The sequence below is a fragment of the Micromonospora sp. NBC_00421 genome, from assembly GCF_036017915.1.
Taxonomy (GTDB): Bacteria; Actinomycetota; Actinomycetes; order Mycobacteriales; family Micromonosporaceae; genus Micromonospora.
This window is the reverse complement of record NZ_CP107929.1, coordinates 775,859-794,082: the sequence shown is the minus strand read 5'-3', so window position 1 is coordinate 794,082 and position 18,224 is coordinate 775,859. Positions and strand designations below refer to the sequence as shown.

The following is an 18,224-nucleotide window of genomic DNA, read 5'->3' as shown; positions in this document are numbered from 1 at the left end:
GGGGCGGCGGCGGACCGGGCTCCCGCTCCGGTCCCTTACCGGTCGCCGTAGTGGTACCGGCAGGCGACGATCTCGACGCCCTCCTTGCTGATCCGGTAGACCAACCGGTGCTCGCGATCGATCCGGCGGGACCAGAAGTCGGACAGCTCACCCCGAAGGGGTTCCGGCTTGCCGATCCCCTCGTAGCCGTCGCGCAGCACGTCGGCGATCAGGTCGTTGACGCGCTTGACCAGTTTCCGGTCCGTGTGGTTGAGGTACTGGCTCCATGCCGTTGCGGTGAAGACCAGCCTCACGCGACGTCCCGTACGGTCTCCGGGTCGATCAGCTCACGCTCGGCCGCGTCACCCCGGTCGAGTTCCGCCATCGATCGGCGCAGCGCAGAAAACTGTGCCTCAGTCCACCGTCTGGAGCAGGCGGCGGGCGGTCATGAAGGCACGCAACGTCTCGGCATCCCCGGCGGACATCAGCCAGCGGGGGATCACCGTCGCCGGCATCCGGCCGACGTACACGATCCAGAATTCGCCGGCCTCCCGCACCTGGGTGACCCCGTCCCAGGCGATGCCGCCGGACTCCGAGCCGCTGCGCATCATGATGTTGTCGTCGGTGATGTCGTAGCCGCCCTCGACCGCATAGTCGTCGGAGCGGCGTCGGGCCCGCCACCGCACCCACGGCGCGTACAGCATCGACAGCAGGCCGCCGACGAGCAGCACCCACCACAGCGACGAGAACCGGTCACCCCGGGAGAGCCCCCACGAGACGGCGGCGCCGACCGCCCCGACCGCTGCCAGCGCCGCGCCGATGAGGCCGAACCGGCGCAGCCGTACGCCGCTCAGTGCCGCGGCCACCCGGCCCGGGTAGGCGGGATCGGCCGGAACGTCGAATCGGATGTGCACGGCCGAAACGATAGTGCGGCGCGACGCCGTGCGGTCAGTCGAGGCAGAACTCGTTGCCCTCGACGTCCTGCATCACCAGGCACGACTCGTTGAACCCGTCGGCGGTCAGCAGGCGTACCCGGGTCGCGCCGAGCGCGAGCAGGCGGGAGCACTCGGCCTCCAGGGCGGCCAGCCGCTCCTCGCCCACCAGCCCGGTGCCGACCCGCACGTCGAGGTGCAGCCGGTTCTTGACCACCTTGCCCTCGGGTACACGCTGGAAGAACAGGCGGGGGCCGACCCCCGAGGGATCGACGCAGGCGAACGCCGAGCCCTGCCGCTCGGGCGGCAGCGCACGATCGAACTCGCCCCAGTCGGCGAACCCCTCAGGTGGTGGTGGCACGACGTAACCCAGCACCTCGCACCAGAAGCGGGCGACCCGCTCGGGCTCCGCGCAGTCGAAGGTGACCTGGAACTGCCTGACCGATGCCATCGGAGAACCATAGCGACCAGGCCCGACACCCGGTGCCCGCAGGTCGACCTGCTCGCCGAGGTACGCCATCGGCTGCGCGGGTGAGGGTGGCCCGACGATCCGTTGCCGTCACGGGCGACCGGCGGCACCTCCCGTCCCGAACCCTGGCACCGGGTTGCGTCAATAGCAAGACGGACGTACGGTTTTGTTGAAGACGACGAATCGGCGGTAAGTGTCACCTAACCTCGGCGACGTTCCGCCCGGTGCGACAGACTGCTCAGGACTACTCACGGTCGCTGGTGTGAAGGAGTACGACGTGGCGAGCCTCGACACCTTCGGTGCGAAGACCCAGCTACGCGTCGGAGACGCGAGCTACGAGATTTTCAGGATCGGTCAGGTGCCGGGGCACGACAGACTGCCCTACAGCTTGAAGATCCTGCTGGAGAACCTGCTGCGGACCGAGGACGGCGCGAACATCACCGCCGACCACATCTCGCAGCTCGGCGCGTGGGATCCCACCGCGGACCCGAGCGTGGAGATCCAGTTCACCCCGGCGCGGGTGCTGATGCAGGACTTCACCGGCGTACCGTGCGTGGTCGACCTGGCCACCATGCGCGAGGCGGTCCGTGAGCTGGGTGGCGACGCCACCAAGGTCAACCCGCTGGCCCCGGCCGAGCTGGTCATCGACCACTCCGTCATCGCCGACCTGTTCGGCCGCGAGGACGCCTTCGCCCGCAACGTCGAGCTGGAGTACGAGCGCAACAGGGAGCGCTACCAGTTCCTGCGCTGGGGCCAGAGCGCGTTCAACGAGTTCAAGGTCGTCCCGCCGGGCACCGGCATCGTGCACCAGGTCAACATCGAGTACCTGGCCCGTACGATCATGGAGCGCAACGGGCAGGCGTACCCGGACACCGTGGTCGGCACCGACTCGCACACCACCATGGTCAACGGCCTGGGCGTGCTGGGCTGGGGCGTCGGCGGCATCGAGGCCGAGGCCGCGATGCTCGGCCAGCCGGTCAGCATGCTGATCCCCCGGGTCGTCGGCTTCAAGCTGCACGGCGAGATGCCGGCCGGCACCACCGCCACCGACCTGGTGCTCACCATCACCGAGATGCTCCGCAAGCACGGCGTGGTCGGCAAGTTCGTCGAGTTCTACGGCCCCGGCGTCAGCGCCGTGCCGCTGGCCAACCGGGCCACCATCGGCAACATGTCCCCCGAGTACGGCTCCACCGTCGCGATCTTCCCGATCGACGCCGAGACCGTCCGCTACCTGGAGCTGACCGGCCGCGACGCGGCTCAGGTCGCGCTGGTCGAGGCGTACGCCAGGGAGCAGGGGCTCTGGCACGACCCGGACCACGAGCCGGAGTACTCCGAGCGCCTGGAGCTGGACCTGGGCACCATCGAGCCGTCCCTGGCCGGGCCGAAGCGCCCGCAGGACCGGGTGCCGCTCGGGGTCGCCAAGACGCTGTTCCGCTCGGCGCTGACCGACTACGTCGCCGACGACTCCGCCGGTGAGCGCGGCGTCAAGCCCAGCGTGGCCCGCGAGCAGCTGCCCCGGGCCGCCAACGGCCCGGCCGACGAGGCCAGCGCCGAGTCGTTCCCGGCCAGCGACCCGCCCGCCAACGACTTCAGCGACCCGGCCGACGAGCCGCGCGACCTGGAGACCGCCGCCGTGGGCGCCGGCGGCCGGGCCAGCAACCCGGTCCGGGTCACCGGCACCGACGGCGTGGAGTACGAGCTGGACCACGGCGCGGTGGTGATCGCGGCGATCACCTCCTGCACCAACACCTCCAACCCGCAGGTGATGATCGGGGCCGCCCTGCTGGCCCGCAACGCCGTCGACAAGGGCCTGTCCCGCAAGCCGTGGGTCAAGACCACGCTGGCGCCCGGCTCCAAGGTCGTCATGGACTACTACGAGCGCGCCGGTCTCACGCCCTACCTCGACAAGCTCGGCTTCAACCTGGTCGGCTACGGCTGCACCACCTGCATCGGCAACTCCGGCCCGCTGCCGGAGGAGGTCTCCGCCGCGGTCAACGAGAACGACCTGGCCGTCGTGTCGGTGCTGTCGGGCAACCGGAACTTCGAGGGCCGGATCAACCCGGACGTCAAGATGAACTACCTGGCGTCCCCGCCGCTGGTGGTGGCGTACGCGCTGGCCGGCACGATGGACATCGACCTGGCCAACGAGCCGCTCGGCGAGGACACCGAGGGCAACCCGGTCTACCTGCGTGACATCTGGCCCAACAGCGCCGAGATCCAGGACGTCATCGCCAAGTCGATCGGCGCGACCGGCTTCAGCGCCGCCTACGCCGACGTGTTCGCCGGTGACGAGCGGTGGCAGTCGCTGCCCACCCCGACCGGCGACACCTTCGCCTGGGCCGACGACTCCACCTACGTGCGCAAGCCCCCGTACTTCGAGGGCATGCGGCAGGAGCCGAGCCCGGTCGTCGACATCGCCGACGCCCGGGTGCTGGCCAAGCTGGGCGACTCGGTCACCACCGACCACATCTCCCCGGCCGGCGCGATCAAGGCCGACTCCCCCGCCGGCAGCTACCTCGCCGAGCACGGCGTGCCGCGGCACGAGTTCAACTCGTACGGCTCCCGCCGGGGCAACCACGAGGTGATGATCCGGGGCACCTTCGCCAACATCCGGCTGCGCAACCAGCTCGTCCCCGGGGTGGAGGGCGGCTTCACGGTCAACCACCTGACCGGCGAGCAGACCACCATCTACGACGCCTCCACCGCCTACCAGGCCGCCGGTGTCCCGCTTGTCATCCTGGCCGGCAAGGAGTACGGCTCCGGCTCGTCGCGCGACTGGGCGGCCAAGGGCACCATGCTGCTCGGCGTCCGGGCGGTCATCGCCGAGTCGTACGAGCGGATCCACAGGTCCAACCTGATCGGCATGGGCGTGCTGCCGTTGCAGTTCCCGGTGGACACCACCGCCGAGTCGCTCGGCCTCACCGGCACGGAGACCTTCTCCATCACCGGCGTGACCGCGCTCAACGAGGGCGACACCCCGCGTACGGTGCGGGTCACCACCGACACGGGTGTGGAGTTCGACGCGGTGGTCCGGATCGACACCCCCGGTGAGGCGGACTACTACCGGCACGGCGGCATCCTGCAGTACGTGCTGCGCCGCATGATCGCCAGCTGACCCACGGCGTACGAAACGGGCCTCTTCCGGTGGGAAGAGGCCCGTTTCTTCGATGGTGGCCGCCGGGCGGGTCCGGTCAGTGGGCCGGGCGTCGTCGCGAGTTCCGGGTCTTCATGGCGTGCTCCAACAGGGTGATCAGCACGTCCCGGCCGGACTCCCGCTGCCGGGCGTCGCAGAGCAGCAGCGGCACGTCCGGGTCCAGGTCCAGCGCCGCGCGTACCTCGTCGAGGCCGAAGCGGCGGGCGCCCTCGAAGCAGTTCACCGCCACCACGAACGGGGTGCCCCGCCCCTCGAAGTAGTCGATCGACGGGAAGCAGTCGGCCAGCCGCCGGGTGTCGGCCAGCACCACCGCGCCGAGCGCGCCCACCGACAACTCGTCCCAGAGGAACCAGAAGCGGTCCTGCCCCGGGGTGCCGAAGACGTAGAGCACCAGGTCACCGCTGATGGTGATCCGGCCGAAGTCCATCGCCACCGTGGTGGTGCTCTTGCGTTCCACTCCGGACAGGTCGTCGACGCCGATGCCGGTCTCGGTCAGCACCTCCTCGGTGCGCAGCGGACGGCTTTCGCTCACCGCCCCGACCAGCGTGGTCTTGCCCGCCCCGAAACCGCCCGCCACCAGAACCTTGAGGGCGGTGGGCAGCACCCGCGCCCCCGCCGGACGTTCAGAGTGCCCGTAGTCCATTGATCACCGCCTCGTAGATGCTCTCGTCCTTCACGCCGGCCGGCTCACGGGGCTCCTGCACCCGGACCAGGTCCTGCGCCACCAGGTCGCCGAGGAGCACCCGTACGGTGCCCACCGGCAGGTCCAGTCGGGCGGCGATCTCGGCCACCGACTGGATGCGCTGGGTCAGCGCCACTATCGCCACGTGCTCGGGCCCCCACCCGACCTCCTCGGCGACGTTCGTCCGGGTCGCCGTGACCAGGGAGATCAGATCGAACGAGCCGGTCACCGGGCGGGCCCGGCCCCGGGTGACCGCGTACGGGCGCACCACGGGCCCCGCGTGCTCGTCGACCCACCGCTCCTCCTCGGTGTCGCCCTCACCGGCCATCGCGGTCAGTTCCCGCCGGACGGCCGGTCGACACCCCGGGCCGGCGACGCCAGGTACTTGCCCACCCGGGCGACAAGCATCGCCATCTCGTACGCGATCAGGCCCACGTCGGCGTCGGTGTCCGCCAGCACGGCCAGGCACGCGTTCGGCCCGGCCGCGGTGACGAACAGGAACGACGACTCCATCTCGATGATGGTCTGCTGGACCTGCCCACCGCCGAAGCGTTTGCCGGCGCCCCGGGCCAGGCTCTGGATGCCGGCGGCCATCGCGGCGAGGTGTTCCCCGTCGTCCCGGCCCATCCCCCGGGACGCGGCCATCAGCAGGCCGTCGGTGGAGAGCGCGACGGCGTGCTCGGCCTGCTTCACCCGGCCGACCAGATCGTCCAGCAACCACGTCAGGTCGGCACCGGATGCCGTCGTCTGCCCCACTCGTCGTCCTCTTCCCCGGCGCTCGCGCCGTGCTCGGTTGCCGTCCCCGTCGTCGGCGTCGCGTCCGTCGCGACGCCGTCAGGTCGCCGGGTCGTCTCCGTCCTCCGACCGACCACCGGTGCCGCTGCCCTCCAGCAGCCGGGCCGCGTCGGCCCGGCCGCGCCGGGTGCCCGACTGGTAGGCGCTCATCAGCTGGCGCACCTGCTCGGGTGCACGCCGAACCGCACCACCGGCCCCGGTCTCCCCACCGGTCGGGGAGGCCCGCAGCTCGGGCGCCAGGTTCGCCTGCCGCACCCGCACCGGCAGGCCGGCATCGGTCACCGGCCCCTCCACAGTAGGCGACGGCGGACCGCCACCGGCGTCGGCCGTCGGCTCGTCCCGGGGCGTCGGAACGGGCGGGGTGGACGGTCGGGCGACGGTCACCGGCAGGCCGGTCGGGACGGTCGGCGCGTGCAGCGCGTCATGCGCCGGGGGACGCTTGCGGGACCGGGCCGGTAGACCGGCCGGGGTCAGCGCGCCCGAGGGCGGCACGGCCGCCGGAGCCGAGGGCGGCACGGCGCCGGTCACCGGCGGCGGCGCGGCGGGGGTGACCGGGCTGTCGGCGACGACCGGCAGCGCGCCGGACGGGCTCGGATCGCCCGGCACGACCAGCTCCGACGGGATCAGCACCACGGCGGTCGTCCCGCCGTAGGCGGACTCCTTGAGCTGCACCTTCACCCCGTGCCGCTCGGTCAGCCGGCTGACCACGTACAGCCCCAGCCGGGCGGCGTCGGCCAGGTTCAGCTCGGACCGGTCCGCGATGCGGCGGTTGGCCGCGACCAGTTCCTCCCCGGTCAGGCCCAGACCACGGTCGGAGATCTCGATGGCGAACCCGGCGGTCACCCGCTGGCCCCGCACCTCGACGGTGGTGTGTGGCGGTGAGAAGGACAGTCCGTTCTCGATCAGCTCGGCGAGCAGGTGGATCACGTCACCGACCGCCCGGCCGGCGAGCGCGACCGGCCCGAGCGGCAGCACGTCCACCCGGGTGTAGTCCTCGACCTCGGCGACCGCGCCGCGCACCACGTCCACCATGGGCACGTTGCGTCGCCAGGCCCGGCCGGGGGTGGCGCCGGAGAGCACGATCAGGTTCTCCGCGTTGCGGCGCATCCGGGTGGCCAGGTGGTCGACCCGGAACAGGTCCTCCAGCTCCTCGGCGTCGTGTTCCCGCCGCTCCATCGCGTCGAGCAGGGTGAGCTGTCGGTGCACAAGCGCCTGGGTGCGCCGGGCCAGGCTGAGGAACACCTCCCGGACGTTGCGGCGCAGCTCGGCCTGCTCCACCGCCGTCCGGACGGCGGTCTCCTGCACCGCGTTGAAGGCCCGGCCCAGCTGACCGATCTCGTCGTCGCCGAAGTCCAGCGGCGGGGCCTCCCGGGCCACGTCGACGTCCTCGCCGTGGCCGAGCCGCTCCACCACGCCGGGCAACCGCTCGTGGGCCAGCCGCAGCGCGGCGTCGCGCAACCGGGCCAGCTGGCGGACCAGGTGCCGGGCGGTGCTGATCGACACCACGATGGAGGCGATCACGGCGATCAGACCGAGGCCGGCGGCGAGCACCAGCCGGACGATGACACCCACCGCGACCGGGGTGGCCCGGTCGATGAGCGCGTCGCCGACGGTCACCCCGAAGTCCACCTGGGCCTGCATCGCCGGCCCGACTGTCGACTGCCACTCCTCGGCGGTCAACGGCAGGGTGGTCCCCGACCGGGACTGCTGGATCACCCGGTCCTCCAGCGCCCGGAACCGGGCCACCGCGTCCGACCCGGCGAGCTGGTCGTACCGGACCCGGTCGGCCGGGGACAGCTCGGCGACCGCCTCTGCCGTCTGGTAACGCTGGGCACCGACCAGCTGGGCGAAGCGGGCGTACTCGTCGCCGGTCATCCGGCCCGCCGCGAGCACGCCGGTGACCAGGGCGTCCTGTTGGGAGATGAGCTCCCGCACCTGGTAGAGGTCGACCAGGGTCTCGCTCTCCGCGGCGATCCGCGCGTCGTCGAGCTGGCCCAGCGAGCCGTACATCCGCAGCACCGCGGCGAGGATCGAGGTGTACGCGGCGGACGCCTCGGCCCGGTTCGTCCCGGCGTCGCGCACCGACTCACGCACGCCGGTCAGGCCACTCAGGCCGGTCAGCACCTCGTCCACCCGGCGGCGGGTGTCGTCCCCGGTGGCCAGTTCGGCCTGCCAGCTGCCCACCGAGGTGCCGAAGTCGTCCGCCACCTGGTCGGTGCGCTGCCACTGGACGGTCAACGCGTCGAGTTGCCGCTGGCCGCGCTCGCCCAGGTAGGCGTTGGCGAGACGACGCTCGTCCTGGAGGGCGGTGAGCAGCGACTCCCCCGGGTCGGCCACCCGACTGTTGAGCGTCTGGACCCAGAGCAGGTTGAAGCCGTCCCGGACGGTCACCCAGGCGGCGAAGGACCAGAGCGCGACGAGCGAGGTGAGCAGGGCGACGATTTTGGTACGCAGACGCGTGCTGCCGGAACCCATCACACCGCCCCCGGGCCGGACCGTGGCCGCCGGACGCCCGACGCGTCACGACACACCTGAACCCGGCGCACGCTAGCAGTCGACACCACCATCGCTCAACCTCTGCTGATCATGGCGACGGGGCCGGTGCCGCAGGTCCGGGGGGTGGTCGTGGCCCCCGTGGACAGTGCCGGCAGGACGGTACGCGGTCCCGCACCCGACGCGACGTCCGAACGGCACGGTGGGTCACGGGTGGGCGAGTTCACCCTGGCTCTCACCGCGACCGCACCCGGCCGCACCCACCGCACCGCCGACGGGCCCGGCCGACCCCGAACGCGGGCGTAGCCGACCCCGCTGTGCCAGGCTCATGGGCATGGACGACAAGACCATCCTGCACCGGATCTCGGAACTGGTCGACGAGGAGCACCGGCTCCGGTCGACGGCCCAGGCCCACGAGTCCGGCACCGACGACGAGGCCAAGGAACAGCTGCGCGCGCTGGAGGAGTCGCTGGACCAGTGCTGGGACCTGCTGCGTCGCCGCCGGGCGGCCCGCGAGGCCCACGGCGACCCGGAGGCACAGGGCACCCGACCGGTGTCGGAGGTCGAACGCTACCTCCAGTGAACGCCCGACGTCCCGGACGGCCGTCGGCCGTCCGGGACGTCACCGCTTCAGTGCACCCCCGCCTCGCGCAGCAGCATCCCGGTCAGCTCGGCCGGGTCGGTGTCGGCGGCCGGCAGCCCCCGGGCGGTGAACCAGGCGGCCACCACCCGCACGTCGCGGGCCAGGAACTCCGGCCCCTGCGGGTTGGCCACCACGTCGACCACCTGCGGGAGGTCGATCACGACGAGCCGCCCGGCGTGCACCAGCAGGTTGTACGGCGACAGGTCGCCGTGGGCGTAGCCGGCCCGGGCCAGCACCACCAGGGCGTCGACCAACTGTTCCCACAGGGAGCGCAGCTGCGCCGGGTCGGGGCGTACCTGGGCCAGCCGGGGGGCGGCGGTGCCTGCGTCGGGGTCGCCGACGAACTCCAGCATCAGCTCGGTGCCGAGCAGCTGGACCGGGTACGGCACGGCGATCCGCCCGGACCCGGCACCGATCTCCCAGAGCCGGGACAGCGCGGTGAACTCGGCCGCGGCCCACTGACCGGCGATCAGTTGCCGCCCGAAGGCCGTCCGGCCGGCCATCGCCCGGTTCTCCCGGGACCGGCGTACCCGGCGGCCCTCCAGGTAGCCGGCGTCGCGGTGGAAGAGCCGGTGCTGGGCGTCCCGGTACCGCTTGACGGCCAGCACACAGGACCGGTCGGTGTCGGGCACCGACCGGCGGACGAGGTGGACGTCCGCCTCCTTGCCGGTCTTGAGCACACCGAGTTCGGTGTCCCGGGCGGCCAGCTCGGTGACCAGCCACTGCGGGTGGGGTTCGGGGCCGTGGACGGCCTCGTCCCAGGAAGACCAGTGGTCCTGCGGGTCGGGTTCGTCGTCGGGGCCGGTAGGGGCCGGCTGCCGGCCGTACGTCAGGAAGGGTGTCTCGTCGTCGTCGAAGCGGCTCTTGCCGCGGCCACGGCGCTGCGGCGCCGGGAGGTCGTGTTCGCGCACGGTGCTGGTGATCCCTTGGTCGAGGCTGGTGGAGGCAGGTGGTACGACCCTGCGAATGCGGCCATGACCGACCCCCTCTCCTCGACCGGGCCCCGCCCGGCTGCGCGTGCCTGCGCGGGCCCATGCTGGCGGACGCCCCGACCGGGGTGCAACCGATTTACCCGCCGGCGAGCACCACCGAGACCGCCGCGATCAACGAGTCGACGGTACGGGTGGGGGCGAACCGGTCGTCGGTCCAGCTCCGGCCCCGGTGCAGCCAGACGCTCGGCAGCCCGACCGCGGCGGCCCCGCCGATGTCCGCCTCCGGGCTGTCCCCCACCACCCAGGCGCCGCGCAGCGGCAACCGGGCCCGCTGGGCGGCCAGCGCGAAGATCCGGGGGTTGGGCTTGCTCACCCCGGCCTCCTCGGAGATCACCCAGTCGGCGACGTAGCGGTCCAGGCCGGTCTGCCGGATCTTGGCATCCTCCAGCCGGACCGAGCCGTTGGTGACCACCACCGGCAGCCACCCGGCGTCGTCGGCGATCCGCAGCGCGCAGGCCACCAGTGGGTCCAGCCGGGTGTACCCGACCACCCCGTCGTGCAGCTCCTCGACCAGGTCGATGGAGGGGATGCGCAGCGCGTACCGGTCCCGGATGGCGTCGGCGATGTCCCACCTGTCGGTCAGGCCGTCGGCGTCGATGGACAGCAGCCAGTCGATGTCGGTCGCCGGCGCACCGATCTCGGCCAGGAAACCCTCGGCCCAGGCGCGGAACGGCCCGGCCCGGTCGAGCAGGGTGTTGTCCAGGTCGAGCAGGAGCAACGGCACTGAGGCACCTTACGGGAGAGAGGACCGCCGCCGACAGGGCCGAGCTACCCGCCGACGACCGTCGGGCAGCCGGCGTCGGGGGGTACGGCGGGCGGGTACGGGGAGGTGACCGGGGCTGTCGGCACCGGCCGATCCTAACCGGACGGGCGTCCTACTGGCCGAGGCGACGGGTCAATAGCAAGCCGTACGTACGGTTTGCCTTGCGGAGGGTCACCTGCGACGATCAACCCGTGCCCAGAGTAAGTCAGGATCAGCTCGACGCGCGCCGCCAGGAGATCCTCGGCGCGGCTCGGGCCTGTTTCGCCCGGCACGGCTACGAGGGAGCCACCGTACGCCGGCTGGAGGAGGCGACCGGGCTGTCCCGGGGCGCCATCTTCCACCACTTCCGCGACAAGGACTCCCTCTTCCTCGCCGTGGCCGAGGACGACGCCGCCGTGATGGTCTCCACGGTGGCCCGCAACGGCCTGGTCCAGGTGATGCGGGACCTGCTGGCCCGTGCGGTCTCCCCGGACACCACCGGCTGGTTGGGCAGTCAGCTGGAGGTGTCCCGCCGGCTGCGCACCGACCCGGCCTTCGCCCGCCGCTGGGCGGAACGCTCCGCCGCCATCGCCGAGGCGACCCGGGACCGGCTCGTCCGGCAACGCGAGGCGGGGGTGCTCCGCGAGGACATCGACATCGCCGTGCTGGCCCAGTTCCTGGAGCTGGCGTACGACGGGCTGGTGCTGCACCTGGCGATGGGGCGGCCCGCCGGTGACCTCGGGCCGGTGCTGGACCTGGTCGAGGAGGCCGTCCGGCGACGCTGACCCCTCCCCTGCGGACGGCCGCGCGGCAGGACAGGTCTCGGCTCGGTAACTCGCCCACCGCCCCGGTGCCGGCGTGGCGGGGCTGCTCCACAATGAGGCCGCGATCCCCTCGCGCGACAGGAGCAGCCGATGAACATCCTCGCCGCACCGGGCGACACCTGGGGCATCCCCGGCTCGCTCTTCCTCAAGCTCTACCTGCTGGTAGCCGGCGTCGCCGTGGTCGGCACGCTGCTGCACCGCCGCCGGACCACCGCCGGTCCCGCCTCCGCCGGCGTCGACCAGCTCGGGCCGCAGCAGGTGGCCTACCTCAACGGCGGCGACCAGCTCGCCGTCTGGGCGGCGCTGGGCGGCCTGCGCGGAGCCGGCGCGATCGGCGTCCGACCGGACCGCCGGCTGATCGCCGCCGGGCCGACGCCCACCGGCGTCACCCCGCTCGACCATGCGATCCGGCACGCCGCCCGCCAGCCGGTCGCCGCCCGGAAGCTGCAGCGCGACTCCGGGGTGGCCCGCGCCCTGGAGCAGCTGCGCCAGGGGCTGGAGCAGCGCGGCCTGCTGATCGACGCCGACGGGGTCCGGGCGCTGCGGCGAGGGCGGAACCTGCTGCTGGTGCTCCTGGCCCTGGGCGTGGTCCGGCTGGTCGCCGGCGTGGTCAACGGACGACCCGTCGGCTGGCTGCTGATGGCCCTGGCCGGGCTCGGGGTGGCGTTCGCCCTGCTGGCCCGTACGCCCCGCCGGACCAGGGCGGCGAACGTGGCGCTGCGCGGCCTGCGGCGCAGCAACAACCACCTCGCCCCCGATTCCTCACCTGCCTACGCGACCTACGGACCGGCCGGCGCGGCGATGGGCGTCGCACTGTTCGGCACCGTCTCCCTCTACGCGCTCGACCCGGGCTTCGCCGAGCAGGCGGAGATCCAGCGGCAGGCGCTGAACGCCAGCAGCGGCGGCGGCTACTACTCGGGTTCCTCCACCCCCGCGAGCTCCTCGTGCGGGAGCAGCTCGTCCTGTAGCGGCGGCTCGTCCTCCTGTGGCGGTGGCAGCTCCTGCGGTGGCGGTGGGGGATGCGGCGGATGACCGGGCCGAGCGGGGTGGGCATCGGCTGGCGGCCGGAGATCGCCGGTTTCGTCGCCGAGCTGCCGGGGCTGCGCTTCGTCGAGGTGGTGGCGGAGTCGCTCGCCCCGGACGGTCCGCTCCCGCCCGGGTTGGCCGCGCTGCGGGAGCGCGGCGTCACCGTCGTACCGCACGGGGTGCGGCTCTCCCTCGGCGGCGCGGAACCGGTCGACCCGGCCCGGGTGACGCACCTGGCCCGGGTGGCCGAGCTGGTCGACGCGCCGCTGGTCAGCGAGCACGTCGCCTTCGTCCGGGCCGGCGGCCTGGAGGCCGGGCACCTGCTGCCGCTGCCGCGTACCCGGGAGGCGGTGGCGGCGGTGGTGGCGAACGTCCGGCGGGCCCAGGCCGAGCTGCCGGTGCCGCTGGCGTTGGAGCCGATCGCCGCCCTGTTCGACTGGCCCGACGACGAGCTGGACGAGGCGGACTTCCTCACCGAGATCCTCGACGCCACCGGGGCGGGGCTGCTGCTCGACGTGGCCAACGTCTACGCCAACGCCCGCAACCGGGGCGAGGACCCGCAGCTCCTGCTGGACCGGCTGCCTGTGGAACGGATCTCCTACGTGCACGTGGCCGGCGGGGCGGAACGCGGCGGGCTCTACCACGACACGCACACCGATCCGGTGCCCGCCGAGGTGCTGGAGCTGGTCGGGGCACTCTGCGCCCGTCGCAGTCCGCCCGCGCTGCTGCTGGAGCGCGACGGCCACTACCCGCCCGCCACCGAGCTACGCGCCGAACTGGACGCCCTCGCCGTCGCCGCCGGCCACCCGGCCGTCACATGACCGCGCCCCACCCGGCCGATCCCACCCCGCCGACCGAACCGGCTCCACCCGCCAGGTCGACCCCGCCGGCCGGGCCCGCCCCGCCCGCCGGCCCCGTCCCACCGGCGGGGTCGGCCCCCGTGGGCGGTGCCGGCGCGCCGACGGGGCTGGCCGCCCGGCAGGCCGCGTTGGTCGCGGCACTGGTCGCGGGGGCACCGGTGCCGGCCGGCTTCGCCACCGACCGGGTCGACGCGACCCGGGCAGCCCTGCTGCGCAAGCGGGCCGGGGAGGTGGCCCGGCACTGGCCGCTGCTCGCCGCCGGCCTCGGTGACGCCTGGTGGACCACCTTCCGCGACTGGGCGGCCGACCGCCCCAGCGCCGGTTCGCTGCGCGACGGCTGGGACCTCGCCCGCGAGCTGCGGGACCGCACGGCACTTCCCCCGCTCGGCGCGGAGGAGCTGGTCGGGCGGGAGGCCGCCCACCGCTACGACGGGCGACACCCGCCACGCCACCGCCGGCTGCCGGCCATCGCCCGCACCGGCGGGGCCGTCGCCCTCCAGTTCGCCGGTCGGGTACGCCTACTGCGCCCGGCCCGCCGCTGACCCCACCGGCCCGGGTACGGCAGGATCGCGGGCATGGATCTCGAACTGACCGGCCGGGTGTACGTGTTGACCGGCGCTTCCCGGGGTCTCGGCTTCGCGACGGCGCGCTGCCTGGTCGACGACGGGGCACGGGTGGTCCTGTCGGCCCGGACGCCGGAACGGGTCGCCGAGGCGGTCGACCGGCTGGGTGGCCCCGGGCACGCGATCGGCCTCGTCGCCGACCTGGCCGACCCGGACGCCCCCGAGCGGCTGGTGGCTGCGGCCCGCGAGCACTTCGGCCGGCTCGACGGGGCGCTCGTCTCGGTCGGTGGGCCGCCACCGGGAACCGCCGCGCAGGTAAGCGACGCGCAGTGGCGGGAGTCCTTCGAGACGGTCTTCCTGGGTACGGTGCGGACGGCCCGGACGGTGGCCGCCGCGCTCACCGACGGCGGCGCGATCGGCATGGTGCTCTCCACCTCGGCCCGTACGCCGATCACCGGCCTCGGCATCTCCAACGGTCTGCGCCCCGGCCTGGCCGGGGTGGCCAAGGACCTGGCCGACGAGTACGGCCCACACGGCGTACGGGTGCTGGGCCTGCTGCCCGGCCGCTTCCTGACCGACCGCAACCGGCAACTGCTCGGCGACGACGAGGCGGCCCGGTCCCGGGCGGCGGCCGGCATCCCGCTGCGCCGCATCGGTGATCCGGCCGAGTTCGGGCGGGTCGCCGCCTTCCTGCTCTCCCCCGCCGCCAGCTACGTCACCGGGGTCACCGTCCCGGTCGACGGCGGCGCCCTGCGCGGCCTGTGAACCCGCCCCACAGCTCCCCCGACCCGGCCGGCCCCACCGACCCGGCCGGCCCCACCCCCGACCGACCCCGCGAGCCCGTCGGTCCCACCCCCGGCCCGGCCCGGCGTTGCGGCGAAACGGTCGTCCGGCGGCCGGATCGGGCGGAGTTGGCCGCGGCGGCGGACGGCACCATCCCGGACGTGCTCGGCCCCGGGCTCGTGGTGCTCTTCGTCGGGATCAACCCGGGCCTCTGGTCGGCGGCCACCGGATGGCACTTCGCCCGGCCCGGCAACCGCTTCTGGCCGGCCCTGCACCGGGGCGGCTTCACCCCGCGGCAGCTGCACCCGAGCGAACAGGACACGTTGCCCGGTTACGGGCTGGGCATCACGAACATGGTGGCTCGGGCCAGCGCGCGGGCCGACGAGCTGACCCCGGCGGAGCTGGTGGCGGGCGCGCGGACGCTTACCGACAAGGTGGCCCTCCACCGGCCGACCTGGGTGGCCGTGGTCGGGGTGACCGCGTACCGGATCGGTTTCTCCCGGCCGAAGGCCCGTTTCGGTCCGCAGCCGGAGCCGTTGGCCGGTGCCCGGCTCTGGGTGCTGCCCAACCCGAGCGGCCTGAACGCCCACTTCACCCCGCAGACGCTGGGGGCCGCCTTCGGCGAGCTGCGCGCGGCCGTCGCCGGCCAGCCACCCCCATCCGTCAGCTGACCGACGGGGGAGCCTCGGCGGGCGTCCGTCCCGGAACGACCTCGCCCGGAGGAGATGGGAATGTCACGTGCCCCGTGTCGTGAAACCCTCCCCACCCCCGTTGGAGTAGGCATGCCCCAGGTCCGTTCTTCCCGCTTCGTCCGCCTGCTGGCCGCCGGCACCGTCGGCGTGGCCGCAGTGGCAACGCTCCCTGTCACCAGCGCCCAGGCGGCCACGGCCCCGTTCACCGTCTCGGTCGAAGGTGGATACAACAACACCCAGTCCCTCGGCACCGCCACCGGAACCGTGACGGGGACGGCGGGGAGCACCCAGGCGAGCTACTCGGTGACGCTCTGCGGCCAGAGCACCTACCCGAGTTCCCAGGTGACCATCCAGGGGTAACCACCACCGCCAGCCACACCGTCTACTACCAGAACTGCGGAATCTCCAGCGGCGATCTCGTCTCCAGCTACGGATTCACCAACGTGCAGATCACCGTCTCCGGATCGACCTTCTAGCCGGGCAACCAGTACACCACCCACACGAAGACCGGAACGGTGTACTTCTGATCCACTCCCGCGTGCCGGCCCTACCGCGCCGGCGCGGTGAACCGTCCATGGACAGCCCACTAGTTGGCCACGGCCGGGGGCAACGCCTCCTGCGCGACGTAGGTGCCCATCGGCACGGTGGTGATGATCGGCTCGGGCTGATCCGCCTCGGCGTGCGGGGCCGGCGAGTCGGCGACCGCGAACTGGGTGCGGTACAGCTCGGCATAGAGCCCACCGACCGCGACCAGCTCCTCGTGCCGGCCCCGTTCGACGATCCGGCCGTCGTCGAGGACGAGGATCTGGTCGGCGTCGCGGACGGTGGAGAGGCGGTGCGCGATCACCAGGGCGGTACGACCGGTCAGCGCCACGGCCAGGGCCCGCTGCACCGCCGCCTCACTCTCCGAGTCGAGGTGGGCGGTGGCCTCGTCGAGGATCACGATCGACGGGGCCTTGAGCAGCAGCCGGGCGATGGCGATGCGCTGCTTCTCGCCACCGGAGAAGCGGTAGCCGCGCTCGCCGACCGTCGTCTCCAGCCCGTCGGGCAGGGCCCGCACCAGGTCGGCCACCTGGGCGCCGGCCAACGCCGCCCAGATCTCGTCGTCGGTGGCGTCCGGCTTGGCGTACCGCAGGTTCTCGGCGATCGTCTCGTGAAACAGGTGGGAGTCCTGGGTGACCACGCCGATCTCGTCGCGCAGTGAGGCGAGGGTGGCGTCCCGGACGTCGACCCCGCCGACCCGTACCTCGCCGTCGGTGACGTCGTAGATCCGGGAGATCAGCATGGACAGGGTGGACTTGCCGGCACCGGACGGCCCGACCAGGGCCACCATCTGCCCCGGTTCGACGCTGAACGAGACGCCCTTGAGCACCGGCTCGTTGGCCGTCCGGTCGAGGGTGGCGACCTCTTCCAGCGAGGCCAGCGAGACGTCGGCGGCGGCCGGGTAGCGGAACCGGACGTCGTGGAACTCGACCCGCCCGGCACCCAGGGGCACCGGCACCGCGTCGGGCTTCTCCTCGATGCCGGGACGCAGGTCGAGCACCTCGAAGACCCGGTCGAAGGAGACCAGCGCGCTCATCACGTCGACCCGGACGTTGGACAGCGCGGTCAGCGGACCGTAGAGGCGGGTGAGCAGTAGGGCGAGGGTGACCACGGTGCCGGCGCTGACCGCGCCGGTGACCGCCAGCCAGCCGCCGAGCCCGTAGGTGAGTGCCTGGGCCAGCGAGGCGACCAGCAGCATCGCCACGAAGAAGGTCCGCGAGTACATCGCCGACTGGATGCCGATGTCACGGACCCGCTCGGCCCGCGCGGCGAACCGGCCCGCCTCCACCTCGGGCGCACCGAACAGCTTGACCAGCAGCGCCCCGGACACCCCGAACCGCTCGGTCATCGTGGCGTTCATCTTGGCGTCGAGGTTGTACGACTCCCGGGTGATCTCGGCCAGCCGCTTGCCGACCCGTCGCGCCGGGATCACGAAGATCGGCAGCAGGACCAGCGAGAGCGTGGTGATCTGCCAGGAGAGGGTGAACATCACGCCGGCGGTGAGCACCAGTTGGATGACGTTGCTGACCACCCCCGACAGGGTGGAGGTGAACGCCCGCTGGGCGCCCATCACGTCGTTGTTGAGCCGGCTGACCAGGGCGCCGGTCTGGGTGCGGGTGAAGAACTGCAACGGCATCCGCTGCACGTGGTCGTAGACCCGGGTACGCAGGTCGAGGATGATCCCTTCGCCGATGCGGGCCGAGTACCACCGCTGGGCGAGGGAGAAGAGCGCGTCGGCGACCGCCAACGCGCCGATGATCAGGGCGAACCGGACGACTGTGGCACCGGCCTCCGGGCCACCCCCGCTGATCGCGTTGATCACGTGGCCGGCGAGCACCGGGGTGGCCACCCCGATCACCGCCGCGATCACCACGGTCACCAGGAAGACGACGATGTCCCGCCGGTAGGGGTCAGCGAACGTCATGATCCGCCTGGCGGTGCCGCGGTTGAGCCGGTGGGCGGAGACCTCGTCGCCGTGGCGTATCGACCGGAGCATGCTCCAGCCGGCCATGTTGCCGCCCGCCATCGGGTTGGACATCGGTCACCTCCGCG

19 protein-coding genes are annotated in these 18,224 nt (G+C 73.0%); 9 read left to right on the top strand and 10 right to left on the bottom strand.

Translation table 11 applies throughout. The features are described 5' to 3' along the window. Positions 1-35: 35 nt before the first annotated feature. The 3 genes from OHQ87_RS03995 to OHQ87_RS03985 all read right to left on the bottom strand — a co-directional run bounded on the left by OHQ87_RS03995 (position 36) and on the right by OHQ87_RS03985 (position 1,362). The gene (locus OHQ87_RS03995; RefSeq protein WP_328345046.1) at positions 36-293 is read right to left on the bottom strand and encodes a Txe/YoeB family addiction module toxin; all 258 of its coding nucleotides are present in this window, start codon (positions 291-293) and stop codon (positions 36-38) included. 99 nt (positions 294-392) lie between these two features. Beyond that, complete coding sequence (locus tag OHQ87_RS03990) at positions 393-893, bottom strand: YcxB family protein (RefSeq protein WP_328345044.1); 501 nt, start codon at positions 891-893, stop codon at positions 393-395. Between the two features lie 34 nt (positions 894-927). Continuing rightward, positions 928-1,362 (bottom strand): VOC family protein, encoded by a 435-nt coding sequence (locus OHQ87_RS03985; RefSeq protein WP_328345042.1) that lies wholly within the window; start codon positions 1,360-1,362, stop codon positions 928-930. 280 nt (positions 1,363-1,642) lie between these two features. On the opposite strand from OHQ87_RS03985, the gene OHQ87_RS03980 reads away from it, so the two are divergent. After that, positions 1,643-4,495, top strand: coding sequence for an aconitate hydratase (locus OHQ87_RS03980; RefSeq protein WP_328345040.1), 2,853 nt, complete (start codon positions 1,643-1,645; stop codon positions 4,493-4,495). Positions 4,496-4,571: 76 nt separating this feature from the next. Here the strand turns inward: OHQ87_RS03980 and OHQ87_RS03975 are convergent, their stop codons facing one another. The 4 genes from OHQ87_RS03975 to OHQ87_RS03960 form a co-directional block, all read right to left on the bottom strand. Next, entirely contained in the window at positions 4,572-5,177 is a 606-nt protein-coding gene (locus OHQ87_RS03975; RefSeq protein WP_328345038.1) for a GTP-binding protein, read from the bottom strand. Then, a complete protein-coding gene (locus OHQ87_RS03970; protein ID WP_328345036.1) occupies positions 5,158-5,544 on the bottom strand; it encodes a DUF742 domain-containing protein in 387 nt (128 codons plus the stop codon). Before OHQ87_RS03970 ends, OHQ87_RS03975 begins: the two co-directional genes overlap by 20 nt. A gap of 5 nt (positions 5,545-5,549) precedes the next feature. Next, complete coding sequence (locus tag OHQ87_RS03965) at positions 5,550-5,972, bottom strand: roadblock/LC7 domain-containing protein (protein WP_328345034.1); 423 nt, start codon at positions 5,970-5,972, stop codon at positions 5,550-5,552. 78 nt (positions 5,973-6,050) lie between these two features. Beyond that, a complete protein-coding gene (locus OHQ87_RS03960; protein ID WP_328345032.1) occupies positions 6,051-8,486 on the bottom strand; it encodes a sensor histidine kinase in 2,436 nt (811 codons plus the stop codon). Between the two features lie 346 nt (positions 8,487-8,832). On the opposite strand from OHQ87_RS03960, the gene OHQ87_RS03955 reads away from it, so the two are divergent. Continuing rightward, positions 8,833-9,087, top strand: coding sequence for a DUF2630 family protein (locus OHQ87_RS03955; protein WP_328345030.1), 255 nt, complete (start codon positions 8,833-8,835; stop codon positions 9,085-9,087). Between the two features lie 47 nt (positions 9,088-9,134). Here OHQ87_RS03955 and OHQ87_RS03950 read toward each other — a convergent pair whose 3' ends face one another. Together OHQ87_RS03950 and OHQ87_RS03945 are read right to left on the bottom strand one after the other, a co-directional pair. After that, positions 9,135-9,980, bottom strand: a complete 846-nt coding sequence (locus OHQ87_RS03950) for a serine protein kinase RIO (protein ID WP_442930790.1) — start codon at positions 9,978-9,980, stop codon at positions 9,135-9,137. Between the two features lie 235 nt (positions 9,981-10,215). Continuing rightward, positions 10,216-10,863: an HAD family hydrolase gene (locus OHQ87_RS03945; RefSeq protein WP_328345026.1), complete on the bottom strand. Its 648-nt coding sequence runs from the start codon at positions 10,861-10,863 to the stop codon at positions 10,216-10,218. A gap of 230 nt (positions 10,864-11,093) precedes the next feature. Between OHQ87_RS03945 and OHQ87_RS03940 the strand changes: the two genes are divergently transcribed. The 7 genes from OHQ87_RS03940 to OHQ87_RS03910 all read left to right on the top strand — a co-directional run bounded on the left by OHQ87_RS03940 (position 11,094) and on the right by OHQ87_RS03910 (position 15,989). Then, positions 11,094-11,666, top strand: coding sequence for a TetR/AcrR family transcriptional regulator (locus tag OHQ87_RS03940; protein ID WP_328345024.1), 573 nt, complete (start codon positions 11,094-11,096; stop codon positions 11,664-11,666). Between the two features lie 129 nt (positions 11,667-11,795). Next, positions 11,796-12,737 carry a TIGR04222 domain-containing membrane protein gene (locus OHQ87_RS03935; protein WP_328345022.1) on the top strand — a complete coding sequence of 314 codons (942 nt, stop codon included), beginning with the start codon at positions 11,796-11,798 and terminating at the stop codon, positions 12,735-12,737. Then, entirely contained in the window at positions 12,734-13,552 is an 819-nt protein-coding gene (locus OHQ87_RS03930; protein WP_328345020.1) for a DUF692 domain-containing protein, read from the top strand. Before OHQ87_RS03935 ends, OHQ87_RS03930 begins: the two co-directional genes overlap by 4 nt. A gap of 119 nt (positions 13,553-13,671) precedes the next feature. Further along, complete coding sequence (locus OHQ87_RS03925; protein ID WP_328345018.1) at positions 13,672-14,133, top strand: hypothetical protein; 462 nt, start codon at positions 13,672-13,674, stop codon at positions 14,131-14,133. Positions 14,134-14,166: 33 nt separating this feature from the next. Then, positions 14,167-14,919, top strand: a complete 753-nt coding sequence (locus tag OHQ87_RS03920) for an SDR family oxidoreductase (RefSeq protein ID WP_328345017.1) — start codon at positions 14,167-14,169, stop codon at positions 14,917-14,919. Continuing rightward, on the top strand, positions 14,916-15,608 hold the full coding sequence (gene mug, locus OHQ87_RS03915; protein WP_442930672.1) for a G/U mismatch-specific DNA glycosylase: 693 nt from the start codon (positions 14,916-14,918) through the stop codon (positions 15,606-15,608). The genes OHQ87_RS03920 and mug overlap by 4 nt, the downstream gene beginning before the upstream one ends. A 111-nt stretch (positions 15,609-15,719) precedes the next feature. Continuing rightward, complete coding sequence (locus tag OHQ87_RS03910; RefSeq protein ID WP_328345016.1) at positions 15,720-15,989, top strand: hypothetical protein; 270 nt, start codon at positions 15,720-15,722, stop codon at positions 15,987-15,989. Positions 15,990-16,215: 226 nt separating this feature from the next. On the opposite strand, the gene OHQ87_RS03905 is transcribed toward OHQ87_RS03910, so the two are convergent. Further along, on the bottom strand, positions 16,216-18,198 hold the full coding sequence (locus tag OHQ87_RS03905) for an ABC transporter ATP-binding protein (RefSeq protein WP_328348731.1): 1,983 nt from the start codon (positions 18,196-18,198) through the stop codon (positions 16,216-16,218). Positions 18,199-18,224: the final 26 nt, after the last annotated feature.

Excerpts from the sequence above, each read along its gene's own strand:
- OHQ87_RS03975 (WP_328345038.1), bottom strand. The coding sequence starts at position 5,177 with ATGGACTACGGGCACTCTGAACGTCCGGCGGGGGCGCGGGTGCTGCCC.
- OHQ87_RS03955 (WP_328345030.1), top strand. The coding sequence starts at position 8,833 with ATGGGCATGGACGACAAGACCATCCTGCACCGGATCTCGGAACTGGTC.
- OHQ87_RS03905 (WP_328348731.1), bottom strand. The coding sequence starts at position 18,198 with ATGGCGGGCGGCAACATGGCCGGCTGGAGCATGCTCCGGTCGATACGC.
- OHQ87_RS03935 (WP_328345022.1), top strand. The coding sequence starts at position 11,796 with ATGAACATCCTCGCCGCACCGGGCGACACCTGGGGCATCCCCGGCTCG.
- OHQ87_RS03960 (WP_328345032.1), bottom strand. The coding sequence starts at position 8,486 with ATGGGTTCCGGCAGCACGCGTCTGCGTACCAAAATCGTCGCCCTGCTC.
- OHQ87_RS03910 (WP_328345016.1), top strand. The coding sequence starts at position 15,720 with ATGCCCCAGGTCCGTTCTTCCCGCTTCGTCCGCCTGCTGGCCGCCGGC.
- OHQ87_RS03930 (WP_328345020.1), top strand. The coding sequence starts at position 12,734 with ATGACCGGGCCGAGCGGGGTGGGCATCGGCTGGCGGCCGGAGATCGCC.
- OHQ87_RS03970 (WP_328345036.1), bottom strand. The coding sequence starts at position 5,544 with ATGGCCGGTGAGGGCGACACCGAGGAGGAGCGGTGGGTCGACGAGCAC.
- OHQ87_RS03920 (WP_328345017.1), top strand. The coding sequence starts at position 14,167 with ATGGATCTCGAACTGACCGGCCGGGTGTACGTGTTGACCGGCGCTTCC.
- OHQ87_RS03985 (WP_328345042.1), bottom strand. The coding sequence starts at position 1,362 with ATGGCATCGGTCAGGCAGTTCCAGGTCACCTTCGACTGCGCGGAGCCC.